This is a genomic window from Streptomyces sp. NPDC001663 (genome assembly GCF_042893105.1).
Taxonomy (GTDB): Bacteria; Actinomycetota; Actinomycetes; order Streptomycetales; family Streptomycetaceae; genus Streptomyces.
Genome location: NZ_JBIAUR010000011.1, coordinates 376,768 through 392,699 on the forward strand (window position 1 = coordinate 376,768; position 15,932 = coordinate 392,699).

General features: G+C 73.0%; 8 protein-coding genes and 1 pseudogene. 7 read left to right on the forward strand and 2 right to left on the reverse strand.

The window, feature by feature from the left end; genetic code table 11:
• Window positions 1-83: 83 nt before the first annotated feature.
• The 6 genes from infB to ACFY1L_RS33985 all read left to right on the forward strand — a co-directional run bounded on the left by infB (window position 84) and on the right by ACFY1L_RS33985 (window position 9,813).
• Complete coding sequence (gene infB, locus ACFY1L_RS33960) at window positions 84-3,197, forward strand: translation initiation factor IF-2 (protein ID WP_388832685.1); 3,114 nt, start codon at window positions 84-86, stop codon at window positions 3,195-3,197.
• A 130-nt stretch (window positions 3,198-3,327) separates the two neighbouring features.
• Window positions 3,328-3,621, forward strand: a complete 294-nt coding sequence (locus ACFY1L_RS33965) for a DUF503 domain-containing protein (protein ID WP_388832688.1) — start codon at window positions 3,328-3,330, stop codon at window positions 3,619-3,621.
• A gap of 33 nt (window positions 3,622-3,654) precedes the next feature.
• Window positions 3,655-4,101 carry a 30S ribosome-binding factor RbfA gene (rbfA, locus tag ACFY1L_RS33970; protein WP_388832691.1) on the forward strand — a complete coding sequence of 149 codons (447 nt, stop codon included), beginning with the start codon at window positions 3,655-3,657 and terminating at the stop codon, window positions 4,099-4,101.
• Window positions 4,098-5,003 (forward strand): tRNA pseudouridine(55) synthase TruB, encoded by a 906-nt coding sequence (truB, locus tag ACFY1L_RS33975; protein ID WP_388832693.1) that lies wholly within the window; start codon window positions 4,098-4,100, stop codon window positions 5,001-5,003. Before rbfA ends, truB begins: the two co-directional genes overlap by 4 nt.
• 249 nt (window positions 5,004-5,252) lie before the next feature.
• Entirely contained in the window at window positions 5,253-8,738 is a 3,486-nt protein-coding gene (locus ACFY1L_RS33980) for a trypsin-like peptidase domain-containing protein (protein ID WP_388832696.1), read from the forward strand.
• Window positions 8,739-8,865: 127 nt separating this feature from the next.
• The gene (locus tag ACFY1L_RS33985) at window positions 8,866-9,813 is read left to right on the forward strand and encodes a bifunctional riboflavin kinase/FAD synthetase (protein ID WP_388832698.1); all 948 of its coding nucleotides are present in this window, start codon (window positions 8,866-8,868) and stop codon (window positions 9,811-9,813) included.
• Between the two features lie 66 nt (window positions 9,814-9,879).
• Here the strand turns inward: ACFY1L_RS33985 and ACFY1L_RS33990 are convergent, their stop codons facing one another.
• Together ACFY1L_RS33990 and ACFY1L_RS33995 are read right to left on the reverse strand one after the other, a co-directional pair.
• Window positions 9,880-13,224: an AAA family ATPase gene (locus tag ACFY1L_RS33990; protein WP_388832768.1), complete on the reverse strand. Its 3,345-nt coding sequence runs from the start codon at window positions 13,222-13,224 to the stop codon at window positions 9,880-9,882.
• A gap of 495 nt (window positions 13,225-13,719) precedes the next feature.
• Window positions 13,720-13,800 (reverse strand): annotated as a pseudogene (locus ACFY1L_RS33995) (SCO5717 family growth-regulating ATPase); the annotation flags it as partial.
• A 478-nt stretch (window positions 13,801-14,278) separates the two neighbouring features.
• On the opposite strand from ACFY1L_RS33995, the gene ACFY1L_RS34000 reads away from it, so the two are divergent.
• Window positions 14,279-15,802, forward strand: coding sequence for a PQQ-binding-like beta-propeller repeat protein (locus ACFY1L_RS34000; protein ID WP_388832701.1), 1,524 nt, complete (start codon window positions 14,279-14,281; stop codon window positions 15,800-15,802).
• Window positions 15,803-15,932: the final 130 nt, after the last annotated feature.

Below are 15,932 nucleotides of genomic sequence, written 5' to 3' on the forward strand. Positions count from 1 at the left end.
GCGATGAGCACTCGATGAGCACGCGATGAGTACGCCCATGAAGTAGCGACGGTCCGGACGCACCCGGACCTAAAAGGAGCGAAGTGGCTAAGGTCCGGGTATACGAACTCGCCAAGGAGTTCGGGGTTGAGAGCAAGGTCGTCATGGCCAAGCTCCAAGAACTCGGTGAATTCGTCCGTTCGGCGTCTTCGACCATCGAAGCGCCCGTAGTCCGTAAGTTGACGGACGCCCTCCAGCAGGGCAACGGAGGCGGCAAGTCCGCCCCCGCCCGCAAGGCTGCCCCGGCAAGGCCGGCAGCCCCCTCTCCCGCGCAGGCAGCCCGTCCGGCCGCCCCGCGCCCGCCGGCCCCCAAGCCGGCCGCCGCCGAGAAGCCCGCGGCTCCCGCCGCACCGGCCGCTCCCGGCCCCCGTCCCACCCCGGGCCCGAAGCCCGCGCCGCGGCCTGCCCCGGCGTCCCCGGCTCCGACCACGCCCGAGTTCACGGCACCGCCGGCGGCTCCCGCCGCACCGGCGGCCTCCCAGGGCTCCGGCCCGCGTCCGGGCGCCCCGCGTCCGGCCGGCCAGGCTCCGCGTCCGGGCGCCCGTCCGGGCGGCCCCGGTCAGGGCGGCCAGGGCCGTGGTGACCGCGGCGACCGTCCCGCTGGTCCGCGTCAGGGTGGCGGCGCTCCGCGTCCCGGTGCCCGTCCGGCCGGTCCCCGTCCGGGCAACAACCCGTTCACCTCTGGTGGCTCCACCGGCATGGCGCGCCCGCAGGCGCCCCGTCCGGGCGGCGCCCCGCGTCCCGGCGGCCCGGGTGGCCCCGGCGGCGCTCCGCGTCCGCAGGGCCAGGGCCAGGGTGGTCCCCGTCCCCAGGGCGCAGCGGGCGGTCCCCGTCCGCAGGCTCCGGGCGGTCAGCGTCCGACTCCGGGCGGCATGCCCCGTCCGCAGGGCGGTCCCCGTCCCGGCGGCGGCCCCGGCGGCCCGCGTCCGAACCCCGGCATGATGCCGCAGCGTCCTGCTGCCGGCCCGCGTCCCGGCGGCGGTGGCCCCGGCGGCCGCGGTCCCGGCGGCGGCGGTCGTCCCGGTGGCGGTGGCGGCGGTCGTCCGGGCGGCGGCGGCTTCGCCGGTCGTCCCGGTGGCGGCGGCGGTGGCGGCGGCTTCGCCGGTCGTCCCGGCGGTCCCGGTGGCGGCGGCGGTGGCGGCTTCGCCGGTCGTCCGGGTGGTCCCGGCGCCGGTGGCGGCGGTCGTCCCGGCTTCGGTGGTCGTCCCGGCGGTCCCGGTGGCCGTGGTGGCACGCAGGGCGCCTTCGGTCGTCCCGGCGGTCCCGCGCGTCGCGGCCGCAAGTCGAAGCGGCAGAGGCGCCAGGAGTACGAGGCCATGCAGGCCCCGTCGGTCGGCGGCGTGATGCTGCCTCGCGGCAACGGCGAGTCCATTCGCCTGTCGCGCGGTGCCTCCCTCACCGACTTCGCGGAGAAGATCAACGCCAACCCGGCGTCGCTCGTCGCGGTCATGATGAACCTGGGCGAGATGGTCACGGCCACGCAGTCCGTCTCCGACGAGACGCTGCAGCTCCTCGCCGACGAGATGAACTACACGGTTCAGATCGTCAGCCCCGAGGAGGAGGACCGCGAGCTGCTCGAGTCCTTCGACATCGAGTTCGGCGAGGACGAGGGCGGCGAGGAGGACCTCGTGGTCCGTCCGCCGGTCGTCACCGTCATGGGTCACGTCGACCACGGAAAGACCCGACTGCTCGACGCCATCCGCAAGACGAACGTCATCGCGGGCGAGGCCGGCGGCATCACCCAGCACATCGGTGCCTACCAGGTCGCGACCGAGGTCAACGACGAAGAGCGCAAGATCACCTTCATCGACACCCCGGGTCACGAGGCGTTCACCGCCATGCGTGCCCGTGGTGCGAAGTCGACCGACATCGCGATCCTGGTCGTCGCGGCCAACGACGGCGTCATGCCGCAGACGGTCGAGGCGCTCAACCACGCCAAGGCGGCCGACGTCCCGATCGTCGTCGCGGTCAACAAGATCGACGTCGAGGGCGCCGACCCGACCAAGGTGCGCGGTCAGCTCACCGAGTACGGGCTGGTGGCCGAGGAGTACGGCGGCGACACGATGTTCGTCGACATCTCCGCCAAGCAGGGTCTGCACATCGACTCCCTGCTGGAGGCCGTGGTCCTCACCGCGGACGCCTCGCTCGACCTGCGGGCCAACCCGAACCAGGACGCGCAGGGCATCTCGATCGAGTCCCGTCTCGACCGCGGCCGCGGTGCCGTGTCGACGGTCCTCGTCCAGCGAGGCACGCTGCGGGTCGGCGACACGATGGTCGTGGGCGACGCCTACGGCCGTGTGCGCGCCATGCTCGACGACAACGGCAACAACGTCGCCGAGGCCGGCCCCTCGACGCCGGTCCAGGTCCTGGGCCTGACCAACGTCCCGGGTGCGGGCGACAACTTCCTGGTGGTCGACGAGGACCGTACGGCCCGTCAGATCGCCGAGAAGCGCGCCGCCCGTGAGCGCAACGCCGCGTTCGCCAAGCGCACGCGCCGTGTCTCCCTCGAGGACCTGGACAAGGTGCTCAAGGCCGGCGAGGTCCAGCAGCTCAACCTCATCATCAAGGGTGACGCTTCTGGTTCCGTCGAGGCGCTCGAGTCCTCTCTGCTCCAGCTGGACGTCGGCGAAGAGGTCGACATCCGCGTCCTGCACCGCGGCGTCGGTGCGGTCACGGAGTCGGACATCGACCTGGCGATGGGCTCGGACGCCATCGTGATCGGCTTCAACGTCCGTGCGGCAGGCCGCGCGGCGCAGATGGCCGAGCGCGAGGGCGTGGACGTCCGCTACTACTCGGTCATCTACCAGGCGATCGAGGAGATCGAGGCGGCCCTCAAGGGCATGCTCAAGCCGGAGTTCGAGGAGGTCGAGCTCGGTACGGCGGAGATCCGCGAGGTCTTCAAGTCGTCCAAGCTGGGCAACATCGCGGGTGTTCTCATCCGCTCCGGCGAGGTCAAGCGCAACACCAAGGCGCGCCTGGTCCGCGACGGCAAGGTCATCGCGGAGAACCTCAACATCGAGGGTCTGCGTCGCTTCAAGGACGACGTCACCGAGATCCGCGAAGGGTTCGAGGGCGGTATCAACCTCGGCAACTTCAACGACATCAAGGTCGACGACGTCATCGCGACGTACGAGATGCGCGAGAAGCCGCGCGTCTGATCCCAGCACGCGATCGGGGCCGGTCGGCGGGACTTATTCCGTCGATCGGCCCCGGCCGTTGCGTGTACGGTTCCGGTATCGGCGTCGGCGCGGCGCCCGTACCCCGAACCGGCGGGACATCCGGACATACATGTATGTGGGGACTCTGTCCTTCGATCTGCTCCTCGGCGACGTCCACTCGCTGAAGGAGAAACGCTCTCTCGTCCGTCCGATAGTGGCCGAGCTCCAGCGCAAGTACGCGGTGAGCGTGGCGGAGACGGGCAGTCAGAATCTCCACCGCAGGGCCGAGATCGGTCTCGCGGTGGTTTCCGGGGACACGGGACACCTCATCGACGTACTGGACCGCTGCGAGCGGCTGGTCGCCGGGCGGCCCGAGGTTGAACTGCTCTCGGTTCGACGCAGGCTCCACAGCGACGAAGACTGAAGCAAGAAGTAAGCACTTAAAGGAGACGGACCAGTGGCCGACAACGCGCGTGCCAAGAGGCTGGCGGACCTCATCCGAGAGGTGGTGGCCCAGAAGCTGCAGCGCGGGATCAAGGACCCGCGGCTCGGCTCGCACGTCACCATCACGGACACCCGGGTCACGGGTGACCTGCGGGAGGCGACCGTCTTCTACACCGTGTACGGGGGCGACGAGGAGCGGGCGGCCGCGGCCGCCGGTCTGGAGAGCGCCAAGGGCGTGCTCCGCTCCGCGGTCGGCGCCGCGGCGGGCGTGAAGTTCACGCCGACCCTGGCCTTCGTCGCGGACGCCCTGCCGGACACCGCGCGCACCATCGAGGACCTCCTCGACAAGGCGCGCCAGTCCGACCAGAAGGTGCGCGAGGTCTCCGCGGGCGCCACGTACGCCGGTGACGCGGACCCGTACAAGAAGCCGGGTGAAGACGAGGACGACAGCACCGAATGACCCAGAAGAACCGGACGCCCGACGGGCTTGTCGTGGTCGACAAGCCGTCGGGCTTCACCTCGCACGACGTGGTGGCCAAGATGCGCGGCATCGCCCGCACCCGCCGCGTCGGGCACGCAGGCACCCTCGACCCCATGGCGACGGGCGTGCTCGTCCTCGGTGTCGAGCGGGCCACCAAGCTGCTCGGTCATCTGGCGCTGACCGAGAAGGAGTACCTGGGGACGATCCGCCTCGGGCAGACGACGCTGACGGACGACGCCGAGGGCGAGATCACGGGGTCGGTCGACGCCTCGAAGGTCACCCGGGAGGCCGTCGACGCCGGGATCGCCAAGCTGACCGGCGACATCATGCAGGTGCCGTCGAAGGTCAGCGCCATCAAGATCGACGGTGTGCGCTCGTACAAACGGGCCCGGGAGGGCGAGGAGTTCGAGATCCCGGCCCGTCCGGTCACCGTCTCTTCCTTCGCGGTGTACGACGTCCGGGACGCGGTCGCCGAGGACGGCACCCCGGTGCTGGACCTGGTGGTCTCCGTCGTCTGCTCCTCCGGCACCTACATCCGGGCACTGGCCCGCGACCTGGGCGCGGATCTCGGCGTCGGCGGCCACTTGACCGCCCTGCGCCGCACCCGCGTGGGCCCGTACAAGCTGGACTCCGCCAAGACGCTGGACCAGTTGCAGCAGGAGCTCACCGTCATGCCGATCGCCGAGGCCGCTGCGGCCGCGTTCCCGCGCTGGGACGTGGATGCCAAGCGCGCCCGGCTGCTCACGAACGGTGTACGGCTGGAGATGCCCGAGACGTACGCGGGTCGTGGCCCGGTGGCCGTCTTCGATCCCGAAGGCTGCTTCCTCGCGCTCGTCGAGGAGCACAAGGGCAAGGCGAAGAGCCTGGCGGTCTTCGGCTGACCGAGGCACCGGGGCTGCCTGCCCGTGGAGCGGCGATCACGGGGTTGTGCCGCCGCTCCACGGTCCCCCTCGGTTCCCCCACCCCTAGGGTGTATCCACCGACCCCCGTCTGTTCACCCGTCCGGGCAGGCGCTCGGAGTGAACCGAGGGAGCGGAAGGGGGCGCGTTCACCGCGCGATCTGTCCCGCTGATCAACCCGCGCCTAACGTCGAAGACAAGGGCACAGATGTACGGCGGGGAGGTTCGGCCATGGCGGGACGGGGCCCGCGGACCGGGGGCGGACACCGGTCGGCGGACGGTGTGCGGGCCGGACGTGCCCGTGACACGGACCCGCCGCTCGCCCCTGACACGGCACCGCCACCCGCCCGTGACGACGCCCTGGTCCGTATCCACGATCTCGCCGGGCGCCCCCGCGGCACCGGCTTCGTGGCCGACCACCACGGCACCGTGATCACCAGCCACGAAGCCGTCGACGGCCTGCCCAGGCTCGTCCTGCACGCCGCCGGCGACCGCACCTGCCTCGTGACCGCGGACGCGGTGACTCCGCTGCCCGCCCTGGACCTGGCCCTCGTACGCACCGAAGGCCTGGACGTGGACCCGCTGCCGATCACCGTGCGGGACCGGGTCGAGACGGGCACGTATGTGCGGATCCCCGCCGGATGCTGGCGCGAGGCGCGCGTGCTCGGCGCGACCTCTGTGACGTACGCGGCGACGGACCGCTTCCATCTCCTCGACGACGCACTGGAGTTGGCGATCGGCACGGCCGGCCGGGACGCGCTGCGGCTGGGTGGTGGCGCGGCCGGGGGACCGGTGCTGGACTCCGAAACGGGTGCCGTCGTCGCCGTCCTCGGCACCGCACTGCAGTCCGGCCACCGCGACGTCGGCTTCGCCGTCCCCCTGCTCCCCGCACCGAGCGGCCCGCTCGCCGACCTGCTCGCCGAGAACGCGGCGACGGTGCCCGCGTACGGAGTGGACCTCAACCTGGCGGGTGTCCTGGAACTGACGGCCACGTCGGTGGGGCAGGACGGCCCGCCGGGCGATTCCGTCGAGCCGGTCCAACGGGCGGCTACGGCAAGGGAGTTCGCCGCATTCACGCGGAGCCCGGCCGCCGTCCTCGGCCTCGTCGGAGCCCCGGGCAGCGGCCGTACGACGGAACTGGCCTCCCTGGCCGCCCGCCGCAACCGCGGCCCCGAACCGGCCCCCACGCTGTGGCTGCGCGGCGCCGACCTGAGGGACGACGACACATCGGTCGCGGACGCGGCCGGCCGGTCGCTGACCCGCGCGGCCCGCATCGTCGAGGCGTCGCAGTCCGCGGGCGGGACGGACCTCGGCGACATCACACCGGGTCGCCTGGCCGCCGTGGCAGGTGCGGCGGACCGCCCTCTGCTGCTGCTCCTGGACGGCCCCGAGGAAATGCCGCCGCTCCTGGCCCACCGCCTGCCCGACTGGACCGAGGGGACGGCGAGTTGGCTGCGGGAGGCCGGGGCGCGGTTGGTGGTTGCGTGCCGGGAGGAGTACTGGGAGGGGGCGGGGTTTCCGGGGGAGCTGTTGTACGAGGGGGCTGCATACGGAGGGTCTACGTATGGAGGGCTGCCGCCCTGTCTGCGCCTCGGCGACCTGCAGGACGAGGAGGCCCGCAGAGCACGCGCCCGCTACCGCATCCCCGAAGACGCACTGGAGACCACCGACGCCCGGCACCCCCTCACCGTGCACCTGCTCTCGGAGGTCCGCGCCGCGCTCCCCGACGCCCCCCACGCGCGTGTGGACCGCAACGAGGTCTTCTCGGCCCACCTCGACCTCATGTGCCTGCGCATCGCCGTCAGACTGGCCGCCGAGAACGGCCTGCGCGGCACCGCCGTGCGCCGGCTCGCCGCCAAGGTCTCCGGCCAGGTCCACGAGGCCGCGCGCCGCAGCCTCGGCCCCGGGCAGGGCGAGCTGGACCGGGAGGCGTTCGAGGCGGTGTTCCCGTGGGGACCGGCCCCCGAGAGGCTCGGCGGCGGCACCGGCTGGGCGTCCGCCGTCCTCGCCGAGGGCCTCCTCGTCCCCGCCGGCAGCGGCTACCGCTTCGCCCACGAGGAACTCGCCGACTGGATCCAGGGCATGCACCTCGACCTCGACGAGGCCCTGCGCGCCCTGGTCCACCGCCGCCCCGCCCCGGACGACGACCGCCTCCTCCCGGTACCGCACCACCGCATCGGCCCCGTCGTACAGGCCCTGCTGCTGCTCGCCCGTCAGCAGGGTGCGCCCCAACTCGCCCTCCGGCTAGAAGAGTTGGCGCACGCCCTGGACGCGGACCCGCACTCCTGGTGGGCCGCCCGCCTCCTCGCCGAGACCCTGCTGCGGGTACCGGACGCGACGCCGTACCTGCCCGTGCTGCGCCTGCTCGCCGACCGGCTCGTGGCGGCACGCCGCCAGGACATTCCGGACACACCCACCGCCTTCACCCCCGACTTCTGGACCGCCCTGGCGCTCCCGCAGGCCGAGCGCTTCGACCTCCTGCGCGACCTCCTCCTCGCCGACGGCCCCCCGCAGGACACCGGTCCCCGCTTCCTCGACGCCGTCTCCCGTCTCCTCGCCGCCGACCCCACCGCCGTACAAGCCCTCCTCACCCAATGGTTCGAGGACGACCGCCCGCTGCCCGCGACCCCCCACGCGACCGTGGCGAAGGCCGCGCAGGCCCTGCTGCACACCCATCGGCATCTCGCCCTGGACGAGCTGACCGAAGTGCTCGTCGAGAGTGCGCACCGGCGGGCCGACGAGCTGCTCGCCGTACTGGCGCAGGACGAGCCGTCCGCGGTCTGCCGGGCCGTCGACCGGTGGGCGCACGACGAGCGGGCGGCCCGGCGGGTGGCGGCGCTGGCGTACGGTCTGCGCGCGGCACCCCATGTCGGTACGGAGGCCGACCGCGAGCTGCTGCGGTACGCGGCGCTCGCCCTGCTAGCCCGCCCCGCCGACCGCGCCCTGCACGGCGGTGCGCTCGCCCTCCTGGTACGGGATCCACGCACGCGTGCCCGTCATCTTCCGCAGGCGCTGCGGCACTTCGCGGACGGCGACCCGCAGTTCCCGCCGAGCGCACTGGTGCCCGCGCTGACGACCCACCCGGAGCCGGTCCTCGACGCCTTCCGCGACCGGCTGCGCGGGCCGGACGCCGGGGCGGCGCTGCGGACACTCGCAGACGTCACCACGCCCCCGCTCGCCCGAAGGGTCGCCGCCCTCGTCCGGGAGGCCGTGCAGCAGCGCCCGGAGATCGCCGCCGACGTGGCCGCGTACGTCGATCGCCGCCTGGACCAGGGACCGGCGGCCCGGGCCGTGCTCCTGCCTCTGGTCACCGGCCTCCTCGACGGCGGCCCGGTGGAGGTGCGGGCCGCCCTCGCCGCCCTGCTCGCTGCTCCCGGCGCCCCCGCCTCCGGCCCCCTGCGCCGTGAACTCCTGGAGTTCTTGCTGGCCCACGAACACGACCCCGCCGTCCTGGACGCCTTCCTGCACGCCACGGCCCACCGCTCCGGCGACGACACCTGTGATCTCGTCCACCGCACCGGCCTTCTCCTCGTGCGCACCCCGGACGGCGCGGCCCGCTTCGACCGCGGCCTGGTCGACCTCGGCCGGCACGTCCCCGGCTTCGCAGAGCGGATGACGGGCTGGCTGACCGACGCCCCGAAGGCCTGGGCGGCGGTGGTGGGCCCCAGCACCCGCCGGATGCTCGAGAACCTGTCGGGCGTACGAGTACCGGCCTGAGGCCGGGCCGTCACGTGCGTCGAGTCACAGCCCCCATGCCGATGCGGGCGGGGCGCGCCCGGCATGGCACCCTTAGACCTGCGTAAGAGGTCGGTAGACACGGACACGGGTTCGAGGAGCGGTCACAGTGCAGCGCTGGCGTGGCTTGGAGGACATCCCCGAAGACTGGGGGCGCAGCGTCGTCACCATCGGTTCCTACGACGGGGTCCACCGCGGGCACCAGCTGATCATCCGGCATGCCGTGGACCGCGCCCGTGAACTGGGCGTTCCCTCCGTCGTGGTCACCTTCGACCCACACCCCAGCGAGGTCGTCCGCCCCGGCAGCCACCCGCCGCTGCTGGCCCCGCACCACCGCCGCGCCGAGCTGATGGCGGACCTGGGTGTGGACGCGCTCCTGATCCTCCCCTTCACCACGGAGTTCTCGAAGCTCTCGCCGGCCGACTTCGTCGTCAAGGTCCTGGTCGACAAGCTGCACGCCAAGGCGGTCGTCGAGGGCCCGAACTTCCGCTTCGGCCACAAGGCCGCGGGCAACGTCGAGTTCCTCGTCGAGCAGGGCAGGGTCTACGACTTCGAGGTGGAGATCGTCGACCTGTACGTGACCGGCGAGGCGGGCGGCGGCGAACCCTTCTCCTCGACCCTCACCCGGCGCCTGGTCGCCGAGGGCGACGTCGAGGGCGCGGGGGAGATCCTGGGCCGCCCGCACCGGGTGGAGGGCGTGGTGGTGCGCGGCGCCCAGCGCGGTCGTGAGATGGGCTTCCCGACCGCCAACGTCGAGACGCTGCCCCACACCGCCATCCCTGCCGACGGCGTCTACGCCGGCTGGCTGCACGCCCAGGGCGAGGCGATGCCGGCCGCGATCTCCGTCGGCACGAACCCGCAGTTCGACGGCACCGAGCGCACGGTGGAGGCGTACGCCATCGACCGCGTGGGCCTCGACCTGTACGGCCTGCACGTGGCCGTCGACTTCCTCGCCTTCGTCCGCGGCCAGGCGAAGTTCGAGTCCCTGGAGGCCCTGCTGGAGCAGATCTCCGAGGACGTGAAGCGCTGCCGGGAACTGGTGGCCGCGGCCGAGTAGACGGCTCTCCCACGACGAGGGGCGGCCGGTGCCTTCGGGCACCGGCCGCCCCTCGTCGTTCCCGGCCTACTGCTGCGGCGGCGGGGGAGGGGTCTGCCCGTCCGGCTGCTGCGGGGGCTGCGGGTAGCCGTAACCGGGCTGCGCGGGCGGCTGACCGGGCTGCGGGTACGGCTGGCCCGGCTGCTGCGGCGGGTAGGGCGGGCCGGGCTGGGCCGGGGCCTGGGCCTGCGGCGGGTACGGCTGCCCGGGCTGGGCGGGCGGCTGGCCCGGCTGGCCGTAGAGCTCGCTCATGGCGTACGGAGTGCCGGGCTGTGGCGGCTGGGCTGCCTGAGGTGCCTGCGGGTACGGGCCCGGCTGCCCGGGAACCGGCGGCTGACCGGGGAACTGCTGCCCGGGCATCGGCTGACCCGGCATCGGCTGTCCCGGCACGGGCTGTCCGGGAACCGGCTGGCCAGGGGCGTACGGCTGTCCGGGGGCGTACTGCTGGCCCGGCATCGGCGGGGCGGCCACCGGCGGCGGGTTGCCGTCGCTGGTCCACAGGCCGTGCATCTGCTGGTGCCGTACGAAGTCCTCGGCGACCATCGCCGCGAGGTTGAAGTACGACTCCCGCACCTTCGGCCGCATCATGTCGAGGTCGACCTCGGCACCGGCGGCGAGATGCTCGTCGAAGGGCACGACCACGACACCGCGGCAGCGCGTCTCGAAGTGGCTGACGATGTCCTCCACCTTGATCATCTTGCCGGTCTCACGCACACCCGAGATGACGGTGATGGACCTCGACACCAGGTCGGCGTACCCGTGCGCGGACAGCCAGTCCAGCGTCGTACTGGCACTGCTCGCACCGTCGACGGACGGCGTCGAGATGATGATGAGCTGGTCGGCGAGGTCCAGCACACCGCGCATGGCGCTGTAGAGCAGACCGGTACCGGAGTCGGTGAGGATGATCGGGTACTGGTTGCCGAGCACGTCGATCGCGCGCCGGTAGTCCTCGTCGTTGAAGGTCGTGGACACGGCCGGGTCCACGTCGTTGGCGATGATCTCGAGCCCGGACGGCGCCTGGGAGGTGAACCGGCGGATGTCCATGTACGAGTTGAGGTACGGGATCGCCTGCACGAGGTCACGGATGGTGGCCCCGGTCTCCCGGCGCACACGGCGGCCGAGCGTACCGGCGTCCGGGTTGGCGTCGATCGCGAGGATCTTGTCCTGCCGCTCGGTGGCCAGCGTGGAGCCGAGCGCGGTGGTGGTCGTGGTCTTGCCGACACCGCCCTTGAGGCTGATGACCGCGATGCGGTAGCAGGACAGCACGGGCGTCCGGATCAGCTCGAGCTTGCGGTTCCGCTCGGCCTCCTCCTTCTTCCCGCCGATCTTGAACCGACTCTGCGCCGCCGCGGGCCGCCCGCTCTTCGCCTTCTGCTTCTTGTTGTTGAGCAGCCGGTCGGAGGACAGCTCCACAGCAGCGGTGTAACCCAGCGGCGCGGCACCGGGGTTGGTCACCTGCCGCTGATCGTGCTGGATCGGCTGCGGCCAGGCGGCGCCCGCGCGCGGGTCTACGGGCTGCTGCGGCGCCGGGGCCTGGGGGGCGGGCGGCGCCTGCTCGGGGTACCCCTGCGGTGCCTGCGCGCCCGGCTGGGGCACACCGGGCTGAGGCTGCCCCTGTGCCCCGGGCGGCTGCGGGAAGCCGTAACCGCCGGGCTGCGCAGGGGGGTTGGGGACGGGCTGGGCGGGGGGTGCCGCGGGGGCGGCTTGCGGCTGGGCGTTCGGGGCGGGGGCACCGGGGTGCGGGAAGCCGTAGCCGCCGGGGGTGTTGGGGGCCGCGGGCGGCTGCGGGAAGCCGTAACCGCCGGGCTGGGCAGGGGGGTTGGGGCCGGGCTGGGCGGGCGGCGCCGCAGGTGTGGCGGCCGGGGGCTGGTGTGCGGCCGGGGCGCCGGGCTGCGGGAAGCCGTAGCCGCTCTGCGGGGTGGGCGCGGGTGCGGCGGCCGGAGGCTGCTGCTGGGCGCCGGGGTGCGGGAAGCCGTAACTGCCGGGCTGGGCAGGGGGGTTGGGGCCGGGCTGGGCGGGCGGTGCTGCAGGTGTGGCGGCCGGGGGCTGGTGTGCGGCCGGGGCGCCGGGGTGCGGGAAGCCGTAGCCGCCGGGTGCCGGAGCGCCGGGCTGCTGCTGGGCTGGCGGTTGCTGGGGCGGCGGAGCCGGGGTGCCCGGGTGCGGTGCGCCGACGGGCGGCTGCTGTGCGGCCGGGGCGGGCGCCTGGGTCGGCTGGTTCCAGGCCGCGGGTGCGGGCTGCGGGGCCTGCGGCTGGAAGGCCGGCTGCTGCGGAGGCAGGGGCGGCTGGCCCTGTGCGGCCGCCGGCTGCGGCTGCACGGGCGCCGCCGGGTCCGCCTGCACGGGCCACTGGGCGGCCGGTGCAGGCGCGGCGGGCTGGTACGACGGCGGCAACGGCGGCAGCCCGCCCTGCGGCGCCGGCGGGGGAGTCCATGCGGGCGGCGCGTCCTGAGGGGCGTCGGCCGCGCTCGGAACGGCGTCCTGGGGCTCGCTGTCCTGGGGCTCGTCGGCAGGCGCAGCATCCGCGGGCACGGCGTCAGAGGGCTCGGCGTCCTCACGTACCGAGTCCTCCGGTACGGCGTCTACGACCGCGGCGTCCGAGGGCTCTGCGTCCACGGATGTCGGGTCCTGAAGCACGGTGGCCTCGGGCTCGGCCTCCGCCTCTGCTTCCGACTCCGCCTCAGCGTCCGCCTCGGCCACGGCATCGGTGGAGCCCTCGGCCTCCGTCTCACCCGAATCGGCATCCTCGGGCTCGATCGCCGAGGACTCCGTGTCCTTGGAGTAGCCGGAGAAGCCCCTGAGTTCGACCACGTCGGCCGAGTCGGAGTCCTCGGCCTCATCGGCCGTGTCGCCGTCGGCGGCCTCGTCCTCGGCTCCGGTCTCCGCGTCCGTGGACGTGTCCGTCACCTCGGCGTCGGTGTCACCGTCACCGTCCTCGACGGCGGTGTCGACGTCCGCGCTCTCGCCCGGGGCAACCTCGTCGGCAGGATCGTCGGCCTCGCCGGAAGCCACGTCGGTCGCGTCCTCCTCGGCCGCGGCGGCGCGCTCGGCGATCTCACGCTTCAGCGCCACGGCGGAGAACCGCATGGTGGCACCGCTCTCCAGGTCCCCGTTCCCGGACTCGTCCTCGGCAGCCGAGGCGGCCGGAGAAGCCGGGGAGGGCTCGGAGGGTTCCGACGAGTCGGCGGCAACGGGTGCCGGCGGGGTGGCCGGAGCCCCCCACTGCGACTGGAACCCGCCGACCGGAATGTTCGGCACGGCCGTCGGCGAGGGGGCACCTCCGGCCGGCGCCTCGCCCGGCCCCTGCGGCTGAGCGGGCGGCGCGGGCTGACCCGGCTGCGGCTCGAACCCGCTCCCCACGGGAAGCCTCGGCACCGCGCCCGGCCCGCCGCTGGGCGGCGCGGGCGGCGTGAACGGCGTACCGGGCGCAGGCGGGGGTGGTGCAAAAGGAGCCCCGGGCGCGGGCGTTGCCGCAGGGGGCGTGAAGGGAGCACCGGGCGCCGGCGCGGGCGGCGTGAAAGGAGCCCCCGGAGCCGGAGGAGTCGGCGCAGTCGGAACAGCAGCCGGACCGGCGGACGAAGGAGGCCGCGGAACCGAATGAGCCGGCGGAGTCAGCCCGGGCAGCGAGGAGATCGAGAAGTCCGAAGGGGACCCGGCAGCAGACGGCACCCCCGGCACCGCTCCGGCCCCGGCCGCACCGGGACCGTTGCCCCCGCCCGCACCCGGCCCACCGGCCGGCCCGGAGGCCGTGGAACCGGGTCCGGCCGCACCGGAACCACCGGCTCCGCCGCCGCCCGCGCCTGCGCCCTCGGACGCGTTCTGCGTGTACCAAGCGGGCGGTGCGTAGTCGATGGTGAACTCGCCCGTCGTCTCGATGGCGGACTCCGCATCGGGCTGGTCATCGCCGGGTGTGGCCCAGCCCCCGCGGATCCCGTCCCGATCGCTGCTCACAGTTCCTCCTGGTGTGGTCGAGCACCCTCATGCCGTGCCGGGGCGACCATTGCTTGTCGTCCTGAGTCGTTCCGAGGTCGTCCGATCCACGGGCTTCCCCCCTGGGACACCGCCGCCTGGTCCACGGGTCTGGCGACGCGCCCCCTCCCAGCCTAATCACCACGGGCCCCACCTCGGCAGGCCCGCCCACCCCTGAGCGCCTGACCACTGCGTCACAACCGGCTCAGAAGTGGCGTACAGAGTCCGCGTATTGGTGAACAAAACGGGCGATACTCATGCAGCCGCCGCGCAGAATCTCACGCCGAACCCGAACAAAAGCGGTCGCAGTCGTCGCCCGAACCGCCGCACCCCGCAAGGGCCTTGACGGCCCGCGACTTCACCCACCCGCACGTGTGAGCGCAACGCCGGGCATAGTAGGGGCGCTTTCGTGATCACCCCACAGGAATCCGTGACCACTTCACAGGAAAAGGACCCCAGCGTGAGCTTCGGCCCACCCCCTTCCATGTACACCCAGTCCGCCCTCGCCGCGGAGACCGACGAGAAGAACCGCCGCCGGAAATGGCTGCTGGGTGTGCTCGTGGTCGTACTCGTCGCGGCGCTCGGCACGGGCGGTTGGCTGCTGTGGGGCGGTGGCGGCGCAGGTTCGACGACATCGGGCAAGCCGCTCGCCAACGGCCAGGGGCCGCTCGACGTGCGGGAGACCGTCGAGAAGAAGCCCGCGAGCGCCACCGGAAAGATGGCCTTCCGCTTCTCCGTGGACGACCTGAGCCCGGGCGAGGAATACCAGATGCCCGGCATGTGGGCCACGGACAGGATCCTCGCCAAGGGCATCAACAAGACCGTCATCGGCCTGCGCATCGGCACCGACGCCGTCCCGGGCGACGAGAAGTGGAAGCTCCCCCTCGACGGCCCGATCTGCGGCTACACGCGCCATGTCACCAACGACAACCGCACGGCCGTCCTGTATCGGGCCAACGACCGAGGCGGCGCCTACTGCAACCACGTGGCCTTCTTCGACCTCGACGACGGCCGTGAGGTCTGGACGACCGACTTCCCCTACTCCAAGTTCGGAGACGCCAAGGGGCTGGCGACGGGCGGCGAGGACCAGGACACCCCGAGCGTGACCCTGGTCCACGGCACGGTCGTCGTGACCTGGGGCGGCGGCACCGACGCGTACAGCATGAAGACAGGCGAGCGCATCTGGGAGACGACGTCGACCGGCTCCTGCCAGGACATGGGCGCCGCGGGCGGAGGCGCGCTGCTCGTCCGTCAGCAGTGCTGGCACGACGACGCCGCCCTCGGCTCGACCGACGCCACCACCTACAAGGCACGCAAGGTGGACCCGAAGACGGGCAAGGTCCTGTGGACCTACTCGGCCGCGAAGGGCATCCGGGACCTCAACATCCCGTCCGCCGAACCGCCCGTCCTGGCCGTCCAGGCCGGTGAGATCGGCATCTCCGAGATGCTGTCCCTCGACGCCGACGGCAAGACCCGCACGGTGATCCGCCTCCAGAACGGCACCTACGTCGGAGAGTGCTCGTTCGACGACTTCCTCACCACCGACGACTGCCCGACCATCGCCGTCGGCGACGACCAGGTCTTCCTGCGCAGCAAGGAGTCGGGCGAGCTGATCAACTCGAACTGGGTCATCGGCTTCGACCTGGCTACCGGGCACACCACCAAGAAGTTCGACTCCGGCCCCGGCTCGCTCCTTTACCCGGTACGGATGAGCGGCGACAGGCTTCTCGCCGTGCGCGTGACCGACCAGCACGTCATGCCCTCGGGGCTCGTCAGCCTGGACCCGAAGGCGGGCACCGAGACCCCGTACCTCTACTTCGACCTGCCGGAGGAGGCCGACCTGATGACGATGACGGACTACAACGACATCGTCGTCCAGGACGGTCGCATCTTCTTCGGCGTCAAGAAGGTCGACGGCCCTGCCAAGGGGCAGCCCAAGTGGGTCTATCTCGTCCTGGGTATCGAGAGCATGGCTGTGAAGTAGCCGATGTGAAGTACGACGAGGGGGGGTGGGGGGCGCCCCGGCCCCCCCCCCCCCCCCCCCCCCCACCCCCCCCACACCCCCCCCCCCCCCCCCCCCCCCCCCCCCCCCCCCCCCCCCCCCCCCCCCCCCG

Excerpts from the sequence above, each read along its gene's own strand:
- ACFY1L_RS33965 (WP_388832688.1), top strand. The coding sequence starts at position 3,328 with ATGTATGTGGGGACTCTGTCCTTCGATCTGCTCCTCGGCGACGTCCAC.
- truB (WP_388832693.1), top strand. The coding sequence starts at position 4,098 with ATGACCCAGAAGAACCGGACGCCCGACGGGCTTGTCGTGGTCGACAAG.
- ACFY1L_RS33980 (WP_388832696.1), top strand. The coding sequence starts at position 5,253 with ATGGCGGGACGGGGCCCGCGGACCGGGGGCGGACACCGGTCGGCGGAC.